Source organism: Bacillus sp. jun7 (genome assembly GCF_051034795.1).
Classification (GTDB): domain Bacteria; phylum Bacillota; class Bacilli; order Bacillales; family Bacillaceae; genus Bacillus; species Bacillus velezensis.
In genome coordinates, this window is record NZ_CP093219.1 from 1,022,719 (window position 1) to 1,043,141 (window position 20,423).

The 20,423-nt window shown below is 45.9% G+C and carries 20 protein-coding genes, 1 pseudogene and 2 riboswitches; of the genes and pseudogenes, 6 read left to right on the top strand and 15 right to left on the bottom strand.

Translation table 11 applies throughout. The features are described 5' to 3' along the window. Nucleotides 1-54: 54 nt before the first annotated feature. The 6 genes and pseudogenes from MJQ52_RS04325 to MJQ52_RS04350 form a co-directional block, all read right to left on the bottom strand. The gene (locus MJQ52_RS04325; RefSeq protein ID WP_003154690.1) at nucleotides 55-315 is read right to left on the bottom strand and encodes an aspartyl-phosphate phosphatase Spo0E family protein; all 261 of its coding nucleotides are present in this window, start codon (nucleotides 313-315) and stop codon (nucleotides 55-57) included. 280 nt (nucleotides 316-595) lie between these two features. After that, on the bottom strand, nucleotides 596-1,132 hold the full coding sequence (locus tag MJQ52_RS04330; RefSeq protein WP_069473373.1) for a 1,2-dihydroxy-3-keto-5-methylthiopentene dioxygenase: 537 nt from the start codon (nucleotides 1,130-1,132) through the stop codon (nucleotides 596-598). Between the two features lie 15 nt (nucleotides 1,133-1,147). Further along, nucleotides 1,148-1,777: a methylthioribulose 1-phosphate dehydratase gene (locus MJQ52_RS04335; protein WP_070081722.1), complete on the bottom strand. Its 630-nt coding sequence runs from the start codon at nucleotides 1,775-1,777 to the stop codon at nucleotides 1,148-1,150. Further along, nucleotides 1,735-2,439, bottom strand: coding sequence for a 2-hydroxy-3-keto-5-methylthiopentenyl-1-phosphate phosphatase (mtnX, locus tag MJQ52_RS04340; RefSeq protein ID WP_070081721.1), 705 nt, complete (start codon nucleotides 2,437-2,439; stop codon nucleotides 1,735-1,737). The genes MJQ52_RS04335 and mtnX overlap by 43 nt, the downstream gene beginning before the upstream one ends. Further along, nucleotides 2,436-3,650, bottom strand: coding sequence for a 2,3-diketo-5-methylthiopentyl-1-phosphate enolase (gene mtnW / locus MJQ52_RS04345; protein WP_094246994.1), 1,215 nt, complete (start codon nucleotides 3,648-3,650; stop codon nucleotides 2,436-2,438). Before mtnW ends, mtnX begins: the two co-directional genes overlap by 4 nt. Nucleotides 3,651-3,731: 81 nt before the next feature. Beyond that, nucleotides 3,732-3,831: riboswitch (SAM riboswitch) on the bottom strand. 60 nt (nucleotides 3,832-3,891) lie between these two features. Then, nucleotides 3,892-5,065: pseudogene (locus MJQ52_RS04350) on the bottom strand (pyridoxal phosphate-dependent aminotransferase). 92 nt (nucleotides 5,066-5,157) lie between these two features. On the opposite strand from MJQ52_RS04350, the gene MJQ52_RS04355 reads away from it, so the two are divergent. The 3 genes from MJQ52_RS04355 (at nucleotide 5,158) to mtnA (ending at nucleotide 8,546) form a co-directional block, all read left to right on the top strand. Beyond that, entirely contained in the window at nucleotides 5,158-5,937 is a 780-nt protein-coding gene (locus tag MJQ52_RS04355) for a carbon-nitrogen family hydrolase (RefSeq protein ID WP_094246996.1), read from the top strand. Nucleotides 5,938-6,028: 91 nt separating this feature from the next. Further along, nucleotides 6,029-6,184: riboswitch (SAM riboswitch) on the top strand. Between the two features lie 109 nt (nucleotides 6,185-6,293). Next, nucleotides 6,294-7,478 (top strand): S-methyl-5-thioribose kinase, encoded by a 1,185-nt coding sequence (gene mtnK / locus MJQ52_RS04360; RefSeq protein ID WP_094246997.1) that lies wholly within the window; start codon nucleotides 6,294-6,296, stop codon nucleotides 7,476-7,478. 6 nt (nucleotides 7,479-7,484) lie between these two features. After that, the gene (mtnA, locus tag MJQ52_RS04365; RefSeq protein WP_003154704.1) at nucleotides 7,485-8,546 is read left to right on the top strand and encodes an S-methyl-5-thioribose-1-phosphate isomerase; all 1,062 of its coding nucleotides are present in this window, start codon (nucleotides 7,485-7,487) and stop codon (nucleotides 8,544-8,546) included. 241 nt (nucleotides 8,547-8,787) lie between these two features. On the opposite strand, the gene MJQ52_RS04370 is transcribed toward mtnA, so the two are convergent. Together MJQ52_RS04370 and MJQ52_RS04375 are read right to left on the bottom strand one after the other, a co-directional pair. After that, the gene (locus MJQ52_RS04370; RefSeq protein ID WP_094246998.1) at nucleotides 8,788-9,285 is read right to left on the bottom strand and encodes a methylated-DNA--[protein]-cysteine S-methyltransferase; all 498 of its coding nucleotides are present in this window, start codon (nucleotides 9,283-9,285) and stop codon (nucleotides 8,788-8,790) included. Next, nucleotides 9,282-11,501: a PAS domain-containing sensor histidine kinase gene (locus MJQ52_RS04375; RefSeq protein ID WP_003154707.1), complete on the bottom strand. Its 2,220-nt coding sequence runs from the start codon at nucleotides 11,499-11,501 to the stop codon at nucleotides 9,282-9,284. The genes MJQ52_RS04370 and MJQ52_RS04375 overlap by 4 nt, the downstream gene beginning before the upstream one ends. Before the next feature lie 255 nt (nucleotides 11,502-11,756). On the opposite strand from MJQ52_RS04375, the gene MJQ52_RS04380 reads away from it, so the two are divergent. Next, nucleotides 11,757-12,779 (top strand): acyltransferase family protein, encoded by a 1,023-nt coding sequence (locus MJQ52_RS04380; RefSeq protein ID WP_003154708.1) that lies wholly within the window; start codon nucleotides 11,757-11,759, stop codon nucleotides 12,777-12,779. A 41-nt stretch (nucleotides 12,780-12,820) separates the two neighbouring features. Here MJQ52_RS04380 and MJQ52_RS04385 read toward each other — a convergent pair whose 3' ends face one another. The 4 genes from MJQ52_RS04385 to htpX all read right to left on the bottom strand — a co-directional run bounded on the left by MJQ52_RS04385 (nucleotide 12,821) and on the right by htpX (nucleotide 16,167). Then, nucleotides 12,821-12,991, bottom strand: a complete 171-nt coding sequence (locus MJQ52_RS04385) for a hypothetical protein (protein ID WP_003154711.1) — start codon at nucleotides 12,989-12,991, stop codon at nucleotides 12,821-12,823. 1 nt (nucleotide 12,992) lies between these two features. After that, nucleotides 12,993-13,667: a DUF421 domain-containing protein gene (locus MJQ52_RS04390; RefSeq protein ID WP_014304895.1), complete on the bottom strand. Its 675-nt coding sequence runs from the start codon at nucleotides 13,665-13,667 to the stop codon at nucleotides 12,993-12,995. Between the two features lie 95 nt (nucleotides 13,668-13,762). Then, nucleotides 13,763-15,115, bottom strand: a complete 1,353-nt coding sequence (locus MJQ52_RS04395) for a TrkH family potassium uptake protein (RefSeq protein ID WP_014304894.1) — start codon at nucleotides 15,113-15,115, stop codon at nucleotides 13,763-13,765. Between the two features lie 158 nt (nucleotides 15,116-15,273). Next, entirely contained in the window at nucleotides 15,274-16,167 is an 894-nt protein-coding gene (gene htpX, locus MJQ52_RS04400; RefSeq protein ID WP_003154715.1) for a protease HtpX, read from the bottom strand. Nucleotides 16,168-16,315: 148 nt separating this feature from the next. On the opposite strand from htpX, the gene MJQ52_RS04405 reads away from it, so the two are divergent. Next, entirely contained in the window at nucleotides 16,316-17,017 is a 702-nt protein-coding gene (locus MJQ52_RS04405; protein WP_003154716.1) for a DUF1836 domain-containing protein, read from the top strand. A gap of 134 nt (nucleotides 17,018-17,151) precedes the next feature. Beyond that, nucleotides 17,152-17,346, top strand: coding sequence for an alpha/beta-type small acid-soluble spore protein (locus MJQ52_RS04410; RefSeq protein WP_003154717.1), 195 nt, complete (start codon nucleotides 17,152-17,154; stop codon nucleotides 17,344-17,346). 6 nt (nucleotides 17,347-17,352) lie between these two features. Here MJQ52_RS04410 and MJQ52_RS04415 read toward each other — a convergent pair whose 3' ends face one another. The 3 genes from MJQ52_RS04415 to MJQ52_RS04425 all read right to left on the bottom strand — a co-directional run bounded on the left by MJQ52_RS04415 (nucleotide 17,353) and on the right by MJQ52_RS04425 (nucleotide 20,342). Continuing rightward, entirely contained in the window at nucleotides 17,353-18,531 is a 1,179-nt protein-coding gene (locus MJQ52_RS04415) for an anti-sigma-I factor RsgI family protein (RefSeq protein ID WP_003154718.1), read from the bottom strand. After that, on the bottom strand, nucleotides 18,528-19,283 hold the full coding sequence (sigI, locus tag MJQ52_RS04420) for an RNA polymerase sigma factor SigI (RefSeq protein WP_003154719.1): 756 nt from the start codon (nucleotides 19,281-19,283) through the stop codon (nucleotides 18,528-18,530). Before sigI ends, MJQ52_RS04415 begins: the two co-directional genes overlap by 4 nt. Before the next feature lie 276 nt (nucleotides 19,284-19,559). After that, nucleotides 19,560-20,342, bottom strand: coding sequence for a TerC family protein (locus MJQ52_RS04425; protein ID WP_025851720.1), 783 nt, complete (start codon nucleotides 20,340-20,342; stop codon nucleotides 19,560-19,562). Nucleotides 20,343-20,423 lie beyond the last annotated feature (81 nt).

Here is a 20,423-nt window from a genome sequence, read left to right on the forward strand (position 1 = left end):
TGCGGCGCTTGATCAGGAAGCGCATTCAGTCTTCGTTATCTGTTTTATCATCAATCATTTGTTTGCTTCATATGCAGGCATGACGTCACCGCGGGAGAACAAGCCTATTTTCTTCACAAGGCCCTGTATTCCTTGGTGATGTGTGCGATCACGGTTTACCAGCTGCTGATACGCGTTCATCAGACAGTCCAGTTCCTGGCTGTGCCTGATCGTGTCATATCCTGTAAACCCTTGTCTGTTAGCCGCATCTATCATCATTTTTCTTTTTTTATCAATAGATACAAGCAATTTTTCTTGTTCAGAATAACTGCCCATTCACTTCACCCCTCACCGCTAAAAGAATAGGAAACAAGTTTGATTGGGTTATTGAGCATTATTACAGATTATACTTTATTTGTAAACATTTTTTTACTAAATAACTTATTTTTTCATTTCATATTGGAATCTTTAGCATGAATACGAGAATAATACCCATTCAGGTAATGATATAAACAGAATGCGGCATATTCAAGATTTAAAAAACAGCCACAGCTGACTTTATATTACAATAAAAAACCTCTCATGCCGGCGGGGGCATGAGAGGTTCGGGCGTCTATCAGTTTTGCACACTTTCATTTTCGTAAATCGGCACCCAGCCCTCAGTCGTCACGAAAATTCGGATTGCGACGACCCGGCGGTCTTCCTGAAGCGTAAAGTAGTGGCGGATGTTCTCCGGAACTGAAATCAAATCTCCCGGATTTAAACGGACGTCGAAAAATGTGCCGTCTTTGCCTTGAATGACGAAGATGCCGTGTCCGCTGACGATAAAGCGGACTTCATCATCTGTGTGGTGATGTTCTCTTTGGAAATTTTTTAATAATTCATCAAGATTCGGCGTGGTATCTGATAAAGAAATGACATCCTGAGACTGATATCCGCGCCGGGCTGAAATATCCTGAATCTCCTTGTCAAACACTGCGAGAATCCTTTCTTTTTCATCTTCTGTCAGATTGTATTTCTCCGAAAGCTCAGACGGAAGTTTTTCAATGTTCCACTGCTCATAGATCACCTCTTGTTCGTCTAAGAAGCGCGCTACTTCTTCCTGTTTTTCAATGAGCGTATTCTTTTCGTCATGAATTCTGATGGTCGCCATTTTCTATTCCTCCTTTTATTTTACAAGCTGCGGCCGCAGTGACAGAAGCTTGAGGTGGCAGCTGAATAAAAATTCATAGGCTTCCAGCACCCTTTTCGCTTCAAATGCGGTCCGCCCCCATGCCGTAATGCCGTGATTGCGGATTAACACCGCGCCTGAGCCGGCGTCCGCATGGTGCGCGAAGCTTTCGGCCAATGCCGGGATGTGCGCCGGGTTGTCAATGATCGGAACGGTCACGGACGCGTTTTCCTCCCATAATCCGAGCGCCTTAATCATCTCCTGCCCCTGAAAAGTGATTTGTTTTTCATCCCCGTAAAGCTCTGAGATGACATTATTATTAACTGTATGGACATGCAGACAGCAGCCCGCGTCTGTCTTTTGGTATAAGTACGTATGGAGAAGCGTCTCTGCCGAGGGTTTTAAGGAATGGCCGGTCTCAGCGGGCTCCCCGTTCTCATCGACCAAGAGAAAATCTTCGTCTGTTTCTTTTCGTTTGTCTTTTCCGCTTGCCGTAACGAGAAAAGTCAGCGGCCCGTCGGATACTTTGATGGAAAGATTCCCGCTCGTTGCCGGGAACCAGTCTCTTTCGGCCAGCTCGCGCTTTACCTCGGCAAGTTCGCGCCAGCGTTCTTCTTTTGCAGCCATGCCTGCACCTCCCCGATGTTTTCAATGCCTGTTTTCACCTCATGAAAATCTTGAAAAGGCAGATGCCGGAGGCCGAGTTCTTTGCATTCAGTCAAAAGATAATCTCTCGCAAAACACATATCGGATAACTTTGCAGCCTCGACATCCGTGACCGAATCACCGATCATAATGAGAAATTTCTGCTGATCGGACAGCTTCCGGATGACTGACGGTTTGCAGCAGCCGCATTGATTGGTGCAGCCTCCGTCACAGGCGTGCGGCCAGTCTATATGAATATATTCATTGTCAAAGGATGCATGATTGCAGAAAATCCGCTCCTTTTCTACGATCCCTTCCAAAAGCGGATGCACAAAAAAGTCCATTCCTCCGCTTACGATATAAAACGGGAGGCCGTTTGACCGGACAAACGAGACAAAATCCAAAAAGCCGTCCCGTATTTTCGCATCCTTCAGAATAAAGCCGGTCAGTTCTTCTTTTAAGCTGCTCGGCAGCAGTCCGAACATCCGGCCGACCCCTTCTTGGATTGATATGCTTTTAGACAGAACACCGTCTTTTAATTCAAGCCACTCAGGAGGCGCGAATTCTTTCATCATGCTGACAATGTTGTCGTTCATGGTGACCGTGCCGTCGAAATCACAAATAATCAGCGGTGTGCGGGTCATACGGCTTCCACCCTTCCCCATTTGTCTAATGCGAGCTGAAGATCTTTGCACGACGCGGCTTTTTCTTCAATCGGCTGCGCTTCAAGCACCGCATCAATGATGGCGCGGAACGCTTTTCCGCCGCCCTCGGCTCCTTTCGGATGGCCGTGAATGCCTCCGCCGGCATTGATGATGTGATCGATGCCGAAATCGCGCATCAACAATGGCACCATACCGGGGTGAATGCCTGCTGACGGGACGGCAAACGACGGATGAAAGACATCGTCTTTTACACATTCATCATGGATTGCAAGCGCGGACTCCTTCGGAAGAGCAACGGATCCGTAAGGTGACGGAAATAAGCTGAAATCAGCGCCGCAATAGCGGTTCAGCTTGCCGAGCAAAAGCGCATGCGACAAGCCGTAAACGGGAGATGATGTGAACGCGCCGCTGACTGCCGGATGCGCCATGATCGGAAGCGGGATTTCCCTGTCTTCGGCAAGGCTCTGCATCACATCTAAACCGTAAGCGAACACATTCAATAAAAGCGCGTCCGCCCCGAGTTCTGCCGCGCGCCTCGCTTTATCCCGCAGTTCAGCAGTCCTTCCCGTAAGGTTTACGGCATACAGCGTTTTATGCCCCATCTCCTCCCGGGTTTCCTTCAGGACTTGTTTTCCTTCGATAATGCGGGTTTCAAACGGAGCCAGTTCATTTTCAAAGAAAATTTCGTCATCTTTAATCAGATCCACGCCGCCGAGCGCCTGCTGTCTGAGCTGTTCTTTAATGTCGGCGAGATCCCGTCCGATCACGCCTTTAAATATGCTCATCAGAAGCGGTCTTTCAAATTCGCCCAGCAGTTTGCGGATGCCGTATATACCGAATTTCGGCCCGGGAAGGGAGCGTTTAAACCCTTCGGAAAATTCAAGATCAGTCAATTTTATTTTTCCGTCCAGTGACAGCTTTCCGAATACCGTCGTCAGGACGGCCGGAATATCTCTTGAAAAGTTCGCCTCGGGATAGGCGATAGTGATAACGGATTGTGTTTCGTTTTCTGAGGTTCCTTCTTTCTCCTCAACTTTTACGACCCGGCCTTTATGTTTTCTGAGCTGTTCCTGCTTCACCAGGGGCAGGTCAGTCCAGGAGCCTACCGTCAGTCCCGCCGCAATCTGTTCCGCCCGCTTTTCACTGTCCGTTGTGTCTGTCAGAAGATATGTTGCCAATACTTCGCTCATGCGTGAACGCCTCTCTTTCTTTCACAAAACATAAAAAAACCTCTTCCGTATGAGCAGAAAGAGGCTTCGTGTTATGTCCGAATCTTATCTCTCAGCTCCTGCTGCAAGAATTAGCACCGTGCTTTATCAGTCGGTTGCCGGGCTTCATCGGGCTCGTCCCTCTGCCTGCTCTTGATAAGAATAATGATTTTATAAAGTATTTTGAATTATCGCATTGTTATCCTGATATGTCAATGCTTTTTCAGGTGAAAAGATTCAGTTTCCCGATCCGTTCCGCAGCTTCTTTAAGTCTTTCTTCACTTGTCAGAAGACCGACTCTTATATAGCCTTCCCCCCCATTTTCCGAACCCGTTTCCGGCAGCGACGGCGACATCCGCTTTCTCGAGCAGCAGATCTGAAAACGACTGTGACGTATAACCGTCGGGCACAGGGAGCCATGCAAAAAAGGAGCCCGCCGGAGCCGTCACATCCCAGCCGATACCGCGGCAGGCTTTAATCCATGCATTGCGTCTTGATTCATATCTGTCATTTTGCGCTGCGACGCATGCCTGATCCGCTAAAAGAGCGGCTGCGGCCGCCTGCTGCGCCGCGGGAAACAGGCTGACAAACATATGATCCTGATAAAGATTGATCGCTTCGATAACAGAAGCGTTTCCGACGGCAAATCCGACCCGCCAGCCCGCCATATTATACGTTTTGGACAAGGTATAGATTTCGATTCCCGTCTCTTTTGCGCCTTCCGTCTGCAAAAAGCTCAGCGGTTTATGCCCGTCAAAACCGACGGCTCCGTACGCGAAATCATGAACGACACAAATGCCGTTTTGTTCCGCAAAACCGACCGTCTCCTCAAAAAACGCCTCAGTCGCCACAGCACCGGTCGGATTATTCGGATAATTGAGATACAGCATCTTCGCCTCGCTCCGCACCTTTTCAGGAATTACGCTGTAATCAGGGAGAAACCCTCTTTCTTCCGTCAGCGGCATCATTTCCATTTTCGCTTTCGCAAGGGCGACGCCCGACCAGTAATCAGGATATCCGGGATCAGGCACCAGAATGGTATCTCCCGGGTTTAAAAGACATTGCGGAAGCTCAACAAGTCCCGCCTTGCCTCCGAACAGCACGGCGACTTCCGTTTCCGGATCAAGCGTGACCCCGTACTCTCTTTCATAAAATGCAGCGGCTGCTTTTTTGAAGCTGTAAGCGCCCCGGAATGAGGAGTATTTATGATTTTCCGGCCTTTCGACGGCACGCTTCATTTCTTCAACGATATGCTGAGGCGTCGGCTGATCAGGGTTTCCCTGCCCTAAATTGATGACGTCTCTGCCTTCTTTCAGCTTTTGATTCACTTTTTGCACCAATGATGCGAAAAATTGTTCCGGCAGCTGTTTGAGTACATCTGAGATTTCAAAGTTCATATTTTTCACCTTCTAAAAATGTCTTGAAATGATAGTCCATCATCATATATGGTTAAATAAAAAAAGTAAAGAGAAACTTGAGGTGTTAAAAAATGAAATGGACCGTTTCCTGTTTGCAATTTGATATTTCATACGGAAATCCTTCAGAAAATTTCAAAAAAGCAGAATCTTTGATTGAGCAAGAAAGCCGCCATGCGGATGTAATCGTGCTTCCTGAGTTGTGGACGACCGGCTATGATCTCACACGGCTAGACCAGCTGGCGGATGAAAACGGCAAAGTTTCGGAACAGTGGCTTAAAGAAACGGCAAAAACATACAACGTACACCTCGTTGCCGGATCTTTTGCGGTCAAAGAAGGCGAAGATGTCTATAACACCATGTACATCGCCGATAACAGTGGACAGATCGTGAAGCGGTATCAGAAAGCCCATCTGTTTCAGCTGATGGATGAACACCTTTACTTGTCAGCAGGAAACAGCGACGGTTCCTTTGAGCTTGACGGTGTCAAGTGCGCCGGGCTGATCTGCTATGATATCCGTTTCCCCGAATGGATCAGAAAGCATACGTCCCAGGGCGCGAATGTCCTGTTTATCTCTGCGGAATGGCCTCTGCCCCGCCTTGATCATTGGCGAAGCCTGCTTATCGCCAGAGCAATTGAAAACCAATGTTTTGTCGCAGCCTCTAACTGCACGGGGTCCAATCCCGATAATGAATTTGCCGGCCACAGCCTGATTATTGACCCGTGGGGCCGGATTTTAGCCGAAGGAGACCGGACGGAAGGCTCAGTCCGGGCGGAAATTGATGTGTCAGAAAGCGCGGCCGTCCGCGGAACCATTCCGGTTTTCCAAGACTTGCGGCGTGATTTATATTAATTTTCAAAAAAACGTTGACAAGAATATCCGGCACCTGCTAATATTTTCATCAACTGATTAATCCGAATTGTGATACAAATCAATATATTTTCTCTTATCGAGAGTTGGGCGAGGGAATTGGCCTTTTGACCCCAACAGCAACCGACCGTAATTCCATTGTGAAATGGGGCGCGTACATTTTGCGCCGAGACGATTGTCTCATAAGGCACGGTGCTAATTCCATCAGATGTTATCTGAGAGATAAGAGGCGGACTGCACTGTTTCAGCCTCCTTCTCTTTCAGAGAAGGAGGCTTTTTTTCGGGCGTATTCTCCGTCACGATCTCTTACTGCCACTACATAATTGGAGGGTAAATCCATGTCAGCAACTAAAACAAGTCTTTATGAACAATTAACAGAAAGCTCCGCCGCCGCGTTAGCCGTCAAGCTCGGCTTATTCCAAAGCAAAAGCACTCTGACATGCCGTGAAATCGGCGACGGCAATTTAAATTACGTCTTTCATGTTTACGATAAAGAAAACCAAAAAGGACTGATTATCAAACAGGCGATTCCTTACGCGAAAGTCGTCGGTGAAAGCTGGCCGCTTACAATTGATCGGGCGAGAATCGAAAGCAGCGCCCTCATCCGCCAGGGCGAACACGTGCCGCACCTCGTTCCGGCCGTTTACTATTCCGATACTGAAATGGCCGTCACGGTAATGGAAGACCTCTCACATTTGCAGATTTCAAGAAAAGGGCTGCTGGAAGGGCAGCATTATCCGAACTTAGCGGTTCATATCGGTGAATTTTTAGGGAAAACGCTTTTTTACTCATCCGATTATGCGCTCGATGCGAAAGTAAAGCAGCAGCTCGCAAAGCAGTTTACAAATCCTGAGCTTTGCAATATTACAGAAAGGCTTGTGTTTACAGAACCGTTTCTCGACCATGAGACAAACGATTTTGAAGAGGAGCTGCGCCCATACGCAGAAAAAGTTTGGAACAATTCCCGGCTGAAAGAAGGCGCTGACGAATTGAAAGCCATCTTTCTGAATTCCGCGGAAACATTGGTTCACGGCGATCTGCACACGGGAAGCATCTTCGCCGATGAACATGAAACAAAGGTGATTGATCCCGAGTTTGCTTTCTTCGGACCGATCGGGTTTGACATCGGCCAATTTATCGCCAATCTGCTGTTAAACGCCCTCAGCCGCGACGGTGACGACAGACAGCCGTTATATGACCATACTGCCGCCGTATGGGATACATTTGTGAAAACATTCAGTGAAGCATGGGAGAAAGACTGCCTGCCTTCCCGCAGACACCTGCTGGAAGACACACTGAAAAACGCGTTTGAAGAAGCGGTCGGTTTTGCGGGATGCGAATTGATCCGGCGCACGATCGGACTCGCCCATGTGGCTGACTTAGATGAAATCACTCCGTTTGACAAACGAATCGAACGGAAGAAGCTGGCGCTTGAGATCGGCGCCTATTATATCGAAAACAGAAAAGAACTGAAGCATATCACCGAAGTTCTGGCCCAATTTAAGCTCCGTGTAAAGGAATGATGCAGCATGACCAATGAATTTGCCATCCCCCGTTCTGTGGAATGGAAAGAAACCTACATCCGCATTTTAAATCAGCAAAAGCTTCCCGACGTCACTGAATATGTGGAACTTGAAACAAAGGAAGATGTATTCGACGCGATTGTCACGCTGAAAGTAAGGGGCGCCCCGGCCATCGGTATAACCGCGGCATTCGGACTCGCGCTCTCCGCCAAGTCGTTTGAAGCCCGCGACCTTTCAGATTTCCGACGTCAGTTCGCGGATGTCAAAGCGTATTTAAACAGTTCGAGGCCCACTGCCGTCAACCTCGCGTGGGCGCTTGACAGACTGACGGATTCCATCAGGGATGCAATCTCAATCAATGAAGCGAAAACAACGCTCGTTCATGAAGCTATTCAAATTCAGATTGAGGATGAAGAAACCTGCCGAATGATCGGCCAAAATGCGCTGCACCTTTTTAAAAAAGGCGACCAGATCATGACCATCTGCAATGCGGGCTCGATTGCTACAAGCCGGTACGGTACGGCGCTTGCTCCCTTTTACTTAGCGAAACAAAAAGACCTCGGCCTTCATATCTACGCATGTGAAACAAGACCCGTTCTCCAGGGATCCCGGCTGACGGCGTGGGAGCTGATGCAGGGCGGAATTGATGTCACACTCATTACGGACAGCATGGCCGCCCATACAATGAAGGAAAAACATATTTCAGCAGTCATTGTCGGCGCTGACAGAATTGCTAAAAACGGAGATACGGCCAACAAAATCGGAACGTACGGCCTCGCTATTTTGGCAAACGCCTTTCAGATTCCGTTTTTTGTGGCCGCACCGCTTTCGACCTTTGACTTGCAGATTGAAAACGGCGATCAGATTCCGATTGAAGAAAGAGATCCGGATGAAGTCAGACAGATCTCAGGCATACGCACCGCTCCCGAAGATGTGCCGGTCTTCAATCCGGCCTTTGACATCACACCGGGCAGCCTGATTTCAGGCATTATCACCGAGAAAGGAATTGTGACCGGTTCTTACACGGAAGAAATTGAACAATTATTCGCTGACTGCCAGCTGAGCTGAAAAACCGCTGATGATGTTGCCTCAGGCAATGTCAGCGGTTTTTTTGTCTGCACAATGTAATCACTTCATCTTTTTGGGCGGCTGTAATGAGATGCATTTTAAAAAACAGCTCTGCATAACCGGCTATCTTTTGCGGACGGCTCATTTTCATCAGGCTTCGTCCTCCTTTTTCGCCAGACCAACTTTTTTCACTTAATAAAATGATATGTCGGACGCGAAAAAACGGAACGTGCCATATGTTTTATTTTTCTTTATAGGATATTTGTTCGATGTTCAGCAGCACCGCTTTTACATCCGTCTTCGTGCCCGCGTATCCCGTTAAGGCGCTGTTTTTGCCGATTACCCGATGGCACGGGACAAAAATCGGCAGCCGGTTTCGTTTATTGGCTTGTCCGATGGCGCGCACCGCTTTCGGTTTTCCGATCGCTTCAGCCATATCGCCGTAGCTTCGGGATTCCCCGTAAGGAATCATCGTCAGCGCGTTCCACACCCTTTCCTGAAAGGGTGTGCCTTTTTGTCTCAAAGGCAGAGAGAATTGCTTTCTTTCTCCTGAAAAATATGATGCCAGCTGCTGTTTCGCCTCCGACAGCAAAGCGGTTTCGCACGGCTTTACGCCGGGCGCGTCTTTTTGCCATTCCTCAAAATCTTCCCCGGTGAGAAACAGGCCGGTAATAAAGCTCTCTTCCTCTGTTACGATAACGGTTCCAAACGGCGCTTTTACACTTGTAAAACAGATCATTCCCCGCTCCTTCTTTCTTCGGTATTCTGCCGGATCGGAAGCGTCAAATGAAAAACCGTGCCCTTCCCTTCTTCACTTTCCACATGAATGCGTCCCTGATGTTCTTCGATGATTTTATAGCTGACCATCAGACCGAGGCCCGTTCCCCTGTCTTTTGTCGTGTAAAATGGCTCGCCCAGACGTTTTAATTTGTCTTCGGAAATGCCTGTTCCTTCATCTTGAAAAGAAATCAAAATGTGGTCTTGATCAGAAGGCTGGATGGTCACATAGATATTGCCGCCGCCCGGCATGACTTCAATGGCGTTTTTTAAAATATTGATAAACACCTGTTTTAATTGATTCGGTTCACAGTAAATCGGCGGGATGTTTCCGGTCAGGTTCAGATGAATCTGCACATTGACAAGATTGGCCTGGGCATTCAAAAGATCAGCCGTGTCTTTCATAATCTGCGTCACGTCTTTTTCTTCATATAATATCGCCTGAGGTTTCGCTAAAATTAAAAATTCAGTGATGATAGACTCGATGCGTTTTAATTCTGAGGTAATGACGTTAAAGTACAGAGAATATTCGCCTTCAATGCTTCCTTGAAGAAGCTGAATGAACCCTTTCAGCGCCGTCATCGGGTTTCTGATTTCGTGGGCGATGCCCGCCGCCAGCTCCCCTACAACATGAAGAGTGTCGGATTTCCGCAGCCTCTCTTCAAGTTCTTTGGCCTCTGTGACATCTTTAAAGATGGCCAGATTCATATTTTGAATGATATTTCTTTTGAAGGAGAATTCCAGTTTGCGGCTGTCGCTGCTGCTTAACAGGAAGGGGATTTCATTATCCATTCCTTCTAAATCAATCTTTCTGGCGGGAACACCCGCGTTTTCAATATCAAATAAAGAAAGAATATCCGGAACGGTGTACGCTCTCAGCTCCTCATCCGGCATGCCCAGTATACGGCTTGCGAGAGGATTCGCGTCAATAATGCGGAATTGGTTGTCAAATAAGACCTTGCCGTCCATTGAGCCGTTGAATACTTTTCTGAATTTCAGCTCGCTTTCCCGCAATTCTTTTTCCATCCGCTTACGATCGCTGACATTTCTTAAAATGGTTAAATGCTGACCTTCAAGTATGGTTCGTTTTGATGTGAACTCAAGCTCTTTGTATTGGCCGTTTGCCATCTGAAACAGCATTTCTTCACGGATTTCCCCGTATTTTTCATATTTCTTCTTAATCTGCTTGTATTTTTTCTGCGGATCAACGATAAACGTACATAAATTCGTCTCCAGCAGCTTATCCATCGGCAGTTCGAAAATGCGGCACGCCGATTCGTTTGCTTTGGCAATCTTTCCGTCATCAGACCAAATGACAATCGCGTCCATCGCGTTTTCAAAAATTTCGCGGAATCGCTCTTCGCTTTTAAAGAGTTTCAATTCCATCAACCGTTTCTCTGTTATATCTCTCATAATGGACATGTAGAACCCGCTGATTAAGTTGGACGTAATCGTAAATTCAAACAGCTTCTCTTCGCCGGACCGAAGCTTGACGGGCAGTTCTCCTTTGGCATTTCCTTTTCTGCGGAGGGTTTCCCAGATTTCTTTCAGATGCTTTTTGTTTTCGCCGTCGGTAAAATGGCGGAGCGACAGATGGGACAATTCATTCTGGCCGATCTCAAAGCTTTTGCAAAAAGAGAGGTTCGCATCAATAAACCCGCCGTCCTTATCAAACAGCACGATGCCGTCGACAGCCCTGTCAAACAAATCTTTAAACAGCTGCTCGTTCATGGAGAATTCGCGCTCTAATATTTTTTTAGAGGAGATGTCCCTCATCACCACAAAAAAATAATCCTCCCCAATTCCGTCTCTGGCGAGGAATTCAATGTATTTCGTCGCGCCGCTGTCAAGCTTAATCGGCACCTCTTTCCACAGATGGCCTTTTTTTAAAAACTTTTTCACGGCCTTATTCAGTTCTTCCTGAGGCACGGAATATAAAAAGTCCAGGACGGAGCGGTTAATAAGGCTCTCTGCCTCAATCTGCATCATCCGGGCCGCAGCCTCGTTCGCCTGGACGATTTTCATTTCCTTACGGCATATAAAAATGGCATCAAGCGTGTTATTCATAATCACATGATACCGGTTCAAATCACTCTTCAGGCGGTCATTTTCCTCTTTCATCCGCTTCAGCTGCTCTTTCAGCGACTCGTTTGTTTGCAAATCCAGAGTTTCAGCCATTCAGTACACTCCTTCTTCAAAAACCTATCCTTCAATATTTCTACAAAATACCTCATCTTCCTTCATTCGCCCTATACATTTCAGAAAATTTCAATGATATGACAAGTTAAAGTCTTTTTCTACGATCCTTACCTCCCCGTTACATCATCCTAACAATCCCTTTTGTCCTCCTTCAATTTTTTGTTTTTTATTTTAAAATGAACACCAACAGGAAATAATCATGCAGTGGATGATTTTTGAAGAGAAGGTGATGCTATGACAAAATCGCGAGACAGTTACTTTGACAACGCCAAGTTTATCTTGATTTTTCTGGTGGTGTTCGGCCATATCCTCCGGTCATTTATTAACGGAAATGAGTTTATGCTCCATCTCTACAAATTCATTTATACTTTTCATATGCCGGCCTTTATCCTGGTTTCCGGCTATTTCGCAAAAAACTTTAAGCGGAAAGGTTATGTGAAGAAGCTGGCTGTGAAGCTGATTATTCCGTACCTGATTTTTCAGGGCATTTACTCGGTTTTTTACTATTTGATTCAGGATGAAAGCATGGCAAGCGTCAATCCGATTGATCCGCAGTGGTCTCTCTGGTTTTTAGTCAGCTTATTCTTTTGGAATCTGCTGCTTTATCCCTTTACGAAGCTGCCGAAAATGTGGGCGCTTGGGGCGAGCTGCGGGCTTGCCGTCATGATCGGGTATCTCGATTTCATCAGCAGCACGCTGAGTCTTTCACGGACGTTTGTCTTTCTTCCGATGTTTCTCGTCGGGTTTTATTTAAAGAAACGGCACTTTGATTTGCTTCGGGCTAAAAGAGGCAGGCAGATTGCCGCGGGCGTACTGGGGATTGTTTTCCTCTTATGCTGGTGCATTGATTTTGATTACTCGTGGCTGTTCGGATCAGAGCCTTATTCTACATTCGGCACAGTATCACTGTTGAGCGGTCTGTCACGCATCGGCTGGTATGTTTTGGCCTTTGCCGCCACTTTCAGCTTTTTGGCGCTCGTTCCGCAAAAGCGTTATTTCTTTACGAAATGGGGTACGAGAACGTTTTACGTGTATCTGCTGCATGGATTCATTATAAAAACGCTGCGGCAGATCGGGCTTGAAGATCACTTGTCTGATTATCAGAATTTAGTCATGCTCTTAATGTTAACGGCCGCTCTTACGTCCATTCTCTCCAGCAATGCGGTGAAAACGGCCGCACAGCCGTTTATTGAGCTGCGGATAACCGGCTTGCTTCAAGCGGTGAAAGGAACAAGAAACGGTGCTTATTCGAAATAATGCAAAATACCTCTTAAGCGTTGCCGCTTAAGAGGTATTTTTTATTTTTTGCCGTCTTCTTTTTTCTTCGGCTTCGTCTGTTCAAGCGTTTCAATCCATTTTCCGGCGTTATAATCACCGAGCTCGCTTGAAAACTCTTCTTCAAGCAATTTAGGGTCCATCGGCTTTTTATGGTTTTGCATGTCTTTGCTGTGGCGGTTTTTTTTCGTCATATTACTCGCCTCCTTGTTTGCCGTGTTTTGATTTGCGGTTTGCGCCTCTCAGTCCGGGATCACCGTCATATTGTGTTTTGTATGCATCTTTGTCCATGCTCTCAGTCGGTGTATTGTTGTTGGTTAAAGCTTCATTCTTTGCTGCTTTGCGTTTCATTTGATTTCCTCCTTCTGTAAGCAAATCTGTTTTGAATTCATTAAGCATTTTTTTTAAGTCGCGCACTGTCACGTTTTTGGCCTCATCAATGAGTTCATAGCCGATCTGTCCGTTCGGCTCAAGCAGCACATATTTAAAATCTTGAATGTCTCCGAGGCCTTCCTGCCTGATCCTCATTGACAGCTGGTCTTCGGTAAAACGCATTTTTTTTAAGTTTTCCGGGATGATTTTTCCGTTTCTGACAACGGCGACGGTTTTTCCTGAAAATAAAAACTCAAAAAAGCTTGATTTGATTTCTAAATATTCCATCAGAATCAGTACCGCAATAAAAATCGCCGCCGCGAAAATGGTTTCCCATAAATTATGTTCAATAAACGGCTGAATAATAATCGAGCCGATCGAAATCATGATGACTGTCTGGGTCACCGACAGCTGGCTGATGGATTTCCGTCCGGCAATCCGCAATAAAAAGGTACCGACCGCTATCATAACTACCGACTTCCAAAATACGGCAAACAATGACGTCACCTCTTTACAAGTAGAATCTCCAAAGAAACTGTTTCCACTCATCCATTTTACGGCAATAAAAAAACACCGCTTTCTGAAAAGCGGTGTCAGCCGATAATCATCCTTTCCTTCGGATAATGATAATTTGCTTCGATTTCTTTTCGGCCGATCAAATAAAGGAAAGTCAAAATGCCGATCCGGCCGATAAACATCACAATCATGATCACACATTTTCCGATATCGCTTAAATGCGGAGTAATCCCGAGCGACAGGCCGGTCGTTCCGAAAGCGGAACACACTTCAAAAAGCAGTCCGAGGAGCGTCTGATTTGTCTCCGTCACGGAAAGAATCAGCGTCGACCCGAACACGAGCAGAATTGCCATCATCGTAACGACCAGCGACTTCATGACATCAGCCTGATGAAGCTCGCGTTTAAAGACCTTGACCGCTTTATTCCCTCTGGCAAAATGAAACAGGGCAAGAAGGTTAAGCGCAAACGTCGTCGTACGGATTCCGCCGCCGACCGAGCTCGGTGATGCGCCGATAAACATGAGGGCGCAGATGAAAAATAATGTCGGCGCCGACAGCTGGCTGATATCAATTGTCGCAAGCCCGCCGCTTCGCGTAGCAGTTGATTGAAAGAGACATAAAAATAAAACATCATGCCAGCTTTTCCCCTTCATAACATGGCTTGCTTCAAGCGCGTAAATGCCCACGGCTCCGAACAAAACGAGCATTCCGAACGTAACGGTCGTAATTTTCGTAAACAGCGTGAATGAGTATCTGCGCTGTTTTGAAAACAAAAAGTCTTTTACTTCTACGAGCACCGGAAAACCGATCGCGCCGAAAATAATCAGAAGCATCGTAATAAACTGCACGAAATAGTCATGTCTGAACGGGACGAGTGAATTTCCCGTAATATCAAAGCCGCCGTTTGTCGTGGCGCTGACGCTCGCAAAGAATCCGTGCAAGTACGCCTGTTCAAACGAATCATAGTACGTTAAAAAATATGTTCCTAAGATGATGCCGCCTAAAAACTCGATTAATAAAATCAAAAACAGCACTTGCTTCATCAGGTTGACGATACCGGAAAACTGCGATTGATTCTGATCCACCATAATGAGCTTCCGTTCCCGCAGACCGATCCGTTTGCCCATAATGAGCCAGACGAATGTTCCGAGCGTCATAATGCCGATTCCGCCGAATTGAAGCACGAAAGCCAAAATGACAATCCCGGCCGTGCTGAATGTATCAGCCGTGTTGACGACCGTTAAACCGGTGACACTGACTGAGCTGACAGCCGTAAACAGCGCGTCTATAAACGACCAGCTGGCCCCTTGTTTGTGGGCGGCCGGCAGACTTAGCAAAATAAATGCCACCGTCACAGCAAGAAAATAATATAATGCAATCAGCTGTGCAGGCGACAAGATCTGTATGAATTTCTTCAGTTTTAATTTCATAAGATAGTTCCTTCTGCCTCTCAAATGTAGTACGTAATTATTCTAATGATATTGGGAGAATTTTTAAAGGCCTTTTTAGAAAGATTTTTCATTACCTTATGTAATTTGCCGATCTTTAAACAAAAAACCTCTGAAACGATTGTCAGAGGTTTTGTTTATTATTTTGCTTCCAGCCTGCGGATGCGCTCATCGAGATCAGGGTGTGTGGAGAACAGTGACGAATGCTTTTTGCCGTTAATTTTTAACGTCTGCACCGCCGTCTGGTCTTCTTCATTCACATGTCCTGTATAAGACTTCAGCGTACGCAGGGCGTGAATCATTTTATCCTTGCCGGCAAGGTCTGCACCGCCGCGGTCAGCGTGAAACTCTCTGTGGCGCGAGTAGGCGAAGACGACAAGACTGCCGAGAATGGAAAAGATAATCTGAAACACGATCATCGCGATAAAATGCACGACCGGTGCGAGGTCTTCTTTGACAAAGCGGCTTGCAACCCATGCCGCGATTCGGGAAAGGAATACGACGAACGTATTGACGATTCCCTGCAGCAGCGTCATCGTGACCATATCACCGTTTGTGATGTGTGCGACTTCATGGGCAAGAACCCCTTCCACCGCAGCATCATCCATCTGCTGCAATAAACCTGAAGAAACCGCGACAAGCGAACGGCGCTTAGAAGGTCCGGTCGCAAAAGCATTGACCTCCGGGGACTGATAAATGCCGACTTCAGGCATTTTCGTCATCCCTGCAGCACGGGACAATCTGTGCACACGGTCAACCAATTGCTGTTCTTCATAGCTGAGTGACTGTTTCTTCGGATTTAACACCCGGACGCCCATCATCGTTTTGGCCATCCATCTGGACATTCCGAGAGAAATAAAAGAACCGACAAAACCGACGACAAGACTGAACACGAGCAATGCCATCAGATCAATGCGGCCATTTTGTATATACGAGCCGACACCGGTAACGCTTGTAATAATCGTAAGCACAATTCCGATTGTCGTAATGACCAAAAGGTTCGTTAAAATAAACAGAAATATTCTTTTCGCCATAATTACCTCCGTCTTTTTTAAGATCAAAAGAACTTATTTAATTAAATTATAAATGATCTGTTTGAAAATGCAACAATTTCGACGTATGATGTAAATGTAATTCTCAGTGATATCAGAAAGTGAACACGTAATCAATCAGAGGTGAACCATGAACACGTTTAAACTGACCCGAACTGATATGGTCCGGCTTCTTTACGCGTTAAAAGGCCAAGGAGACGCAACTCCTCTCCAAATCTTATTGCAATCAGCGGAAATGACATTGGATGAAGCGGAAAGCCGTCTGCATATCCCTGAATTTCTGACGAGATTCGAACGAAAAAAAGAGAAAAAGGAATACGGGCTTTCAACTAACGAGATTGTCGAGCTGGGAAATCTGTGCGAGCTGACGTCTTTAAAATCAACCGCCGTCCAAAACTGGGTGAAGCGCGATATTAAAGATTTAATCGGCCACCCCTTACTCGGCAAAAAATATACAATTGAACAAGCTGTCATCCTTCTCATTGTACGTGATTTAAAATCAATTTATGACTTCGAACATATACGCGGCATATTAAAAATCGCTTTTAACACGATCACAGACAGATCAGACGACGTCATCAGCCCGATCAGCTACTATGAAAGCTGCGCCCAAGTGATTGATTATCTTCATCATAAAGCAAACCCGCCGATGAAGGAAACGAGCCTGCAGGAGCTCGTTGAAGAGCAGACGGACAAGCTCAAAGGCTGCTTTAAAGAACTCGGAAGCGGACAATGGAACGATATCAGATCCATCATCGCCGTCACGGTGCTCTCCGTTTTGACTTTCCATATTCAAGCCTCAGCCTACAAAATGACCAGCCATTTATTATAATTCATAACGCATCTTCGCCCCGGTGTCTGCGCCGGGGTTTTTTGCTGTACAACAATTGCCAGCATAATCAATACCGTTCCGTTTGAAACTAAAATGCGTAAACACATCTTGCCAGAGAAAAGGAGATGAAAAAGATGGCGAGCAGAAATAAACTCTTAGTTCCAGGGGCTGAGCAGGCACTTGACCAATTTAAATACGAAGTGGCTCAAGAATTCGGCGTGAACCTTAGCTCTGATACAGCAGCACGCGCAAACGGCTCTGTAGGCGGGGAAATGACAAAACGTCTTGTACAGCAGGCTCAATCACAATTAAACGGGAAAAATCAATAATGCAGCTTATTCGCCGGGACTTCTCGGCGAATTTTGATATTTATCGGCATTCTCCTTTCCGTGCCGGTAGCCGTTCGGATTCCTGCGGTCTGACGAATCTTCATGATGCCGATAGGAGTCCCAATGTTCATTGCGATCATGATTCCGCTGATTCCAGTAATGATTGTAATACTTTTGCTTAGGCTCTTTGTCATTTCCGTTTTCCTGAGGATTTTGTGTTGGGGGCTGCTCTGTTTCCCCATCTTGTTCCTTCTGTGTGTTTTCTTCTGATCCGGAAGCTGCATTTTTGTCGGTTTGCTGACTGCCGTCCTGACTGTCCGGCTTCGCTTCTTCCGTGCCGGGCGTTGTTTCATTGTTTTCCGGCTTCTCTGCTGCCTTTTCTTCATCAGGAGCTGTCTTTTCATCAGCCGCCGGCTTTTCTGTGTCCGGCTGTTTGCTTTGATCAGCGTCTGTTTCGGTATCTTTTTGATCTGTTTCATTGCCGTCGGTTTGCTTTTCAGACTGTTTTTCTTCTGTTTTCTTTTCGTTTCTTCTTATGTAGCTGCCTGTTGACATCCCTTCCTGTTTTGCTTTTTCTCTTGTTTCCATATCAGATTCAAGAGATTGGACCTGGTAGGTGCCCTTATATTTTTCAGTCATGTCAGCCAGCTGTTTTTTAACGCCTTTTTTATATGTATTGTCATCTGTATTTTCATAAACCGTGGAAATTAAAATCTCTTTTGATTCCTTTACATATCCATGCTTGCTGCAATCGGTAATAATATTACTGATGACTTCCTTAAAATCGCTGCTTTTCCAATCTCCGATGTCACTAATGACCTGTTTGGCGTCATGGTTCAGCGGTGTCAGTTCAATGACTTCATATTTGCTGTTTAAAGCCATTTCAATGCTGGGATTAATGTCAAGCGTCATATACGCGTAAGCTTTGTTATCAGAAAAAACCGGGAGCAAAATTAAAATAAACAAAATAATAGCAGTCATCGTGAACACTCCCAATTTAAAAGGGCGCAGTTTCAGAAAATCAAAAAAGCTGGCCCTTCTTCCCATACGTGTTTCGCCTTCGAACGTAATTTCCTCTCCGATTTCACAAGTGCGGTGATCATTTTTTGTTTTTAAAAATTGTCCGTCAGGGGTTAGCAACGTGACGAATTTTTTATTTTTCTCTACTATGATCCCTCTTCTCATGAGTGCAACACCCCTTTAAGATAATCTTTTAAATAAATATAATCACCGGTAATAATAATACTCATGGCGATGATATATTTTCGGTTCCGTTCGATCGTTTTTCTGCTGACCGATACGAGCTGCTCCAGCTGTTTGACAGGAAGCTGTTTTTTCTGGTGCAAAATGGACGCCAGCTCTTCATTTTCAACAAGCGTGTAGGCTACCTTAATCGCATTCTGCCTCGCATCTGTATGCTTCGGCGATTGTTCCAGCAGCTCTTTAAAAGACAGGCCGTATTCTTTCAGCTGCTTCTGAAAAAAAAGAATTTCTTCCCGGCGCTGTTCCTGCTCTATCTGTTTGCGGTATTCATCAATGGAAAGCTCCGCTTCGATAAGGCTCTGCGAAGATTCCTGGTCGTCGCCTTCCTGCACATCCATATTGATATGCTGAGCGGTTCTTGCTTCTTTTCTGATATAGTCTATCACTTTTCTTTTTATAATCAGCTCTGCAAATGCAAGCAGCGAATTACCTTTTTCAGCCGAATACTTTTCAATGGCTTCGTTAAACGCGATCAGCCCGATGCTGAATTCGTCGTCTTTTTCATCTATATATCGTTTACAAACGGATGAAACCGTCTTCGCGATAAAAGGCTTATATTGCTGTATTAAATCGTTCTGCAGATCTTTGTCGCCTTTTTGTATTTTTTCAACAGATGTTTCAAGCGTTTGCTTCTTTTTTCCCAATTTAAACAAAAGGCTAAGCACTGGTTTCACCTCAGTTCCTCCCTATAACTACTCATAATCATAGCTAATTTAGTAGGGATTCGCAAAGGAAGAAAAAGAGAAATCGATTTCATTTGTCTCAATTATGACAAGCCAATAAGACGTACTATACATGATTTCGTGCCCCCATGCAGAATTAAGGGGGTTTTCTCTGTGTTTTTTGTAACAATGCTGTTATAAAATTGTTATCATATGTCTTAAATGTAAGCGTTTCAAACAAAAAAGGGAACCTGCTTTTTAAAAAGCCAGACTCCCTTTTTGATCATTTTACGCGTGTTCTCTTTTTTCCGATGCCGCGCCGGACTCTGTTTGTTTTGCTCCTGACATAAACCATCCGCAAACCGCAATGGCAGCCAGAACCGCCCAGAAAATGATTTTCCAGGCCGCCGAATGGATGACATCTGCCGGAATTATACCGAGTTCCTCATGGGCCAACGTATAAAGAGCGAGCTTCACGCCTACCCATCCGACAATCACAAATGCCGCCGTTTCAAGGCCCGGCCTGGTTTTCAGTAAGGATACGAACATTGATGCCGCAAAACGCATAATGATTAAACCGATTACGCCGCCGGCTAAAATAACGAGAAACTGACCGCCGTCCAAGCCGCCGATGGCGGGAAGCCGTGTCCCCGGAAGCGTTACGGCAAGCGCGACCGCCGCTAAAATGGAGTCAACGGCAAAAGCGATGTCTGCGAGCTCCACTTTCAAGACAGTCTGCCAAAACCCGCTTTCTTTCTGCTTTTTCTGACCGGCGTTATCTTTGAATACATACCGCTTCAGCAAATGGCTGACCGCAATGTAAAACAGATATAAAGCGCCGACGGCCTGGACCTGCCAAACATTCACCAGAAAAGAAATGGCGAACAGCGACCCGAAACGCAAAATAAATGCGCCCGCCAATCCGTAAAATAAAGCCTTTTTCCTTTGTTTTTCTGGAAGATGCTTCACCATCACAGCCATCACCAGCGCGTTATCCGCCGCCAAAATCCCTTCCAGCCCGATTAAAACAAGAAGAACCCATCCATACTCCAATAATAATGCAAAGTCCAATCCATTCCCTCCGTTTCTTTTTTCTATCATCCGAGCTTATACCGGCGGTTTTTTTACGCAAAAAAGACCTTTGCCGATATA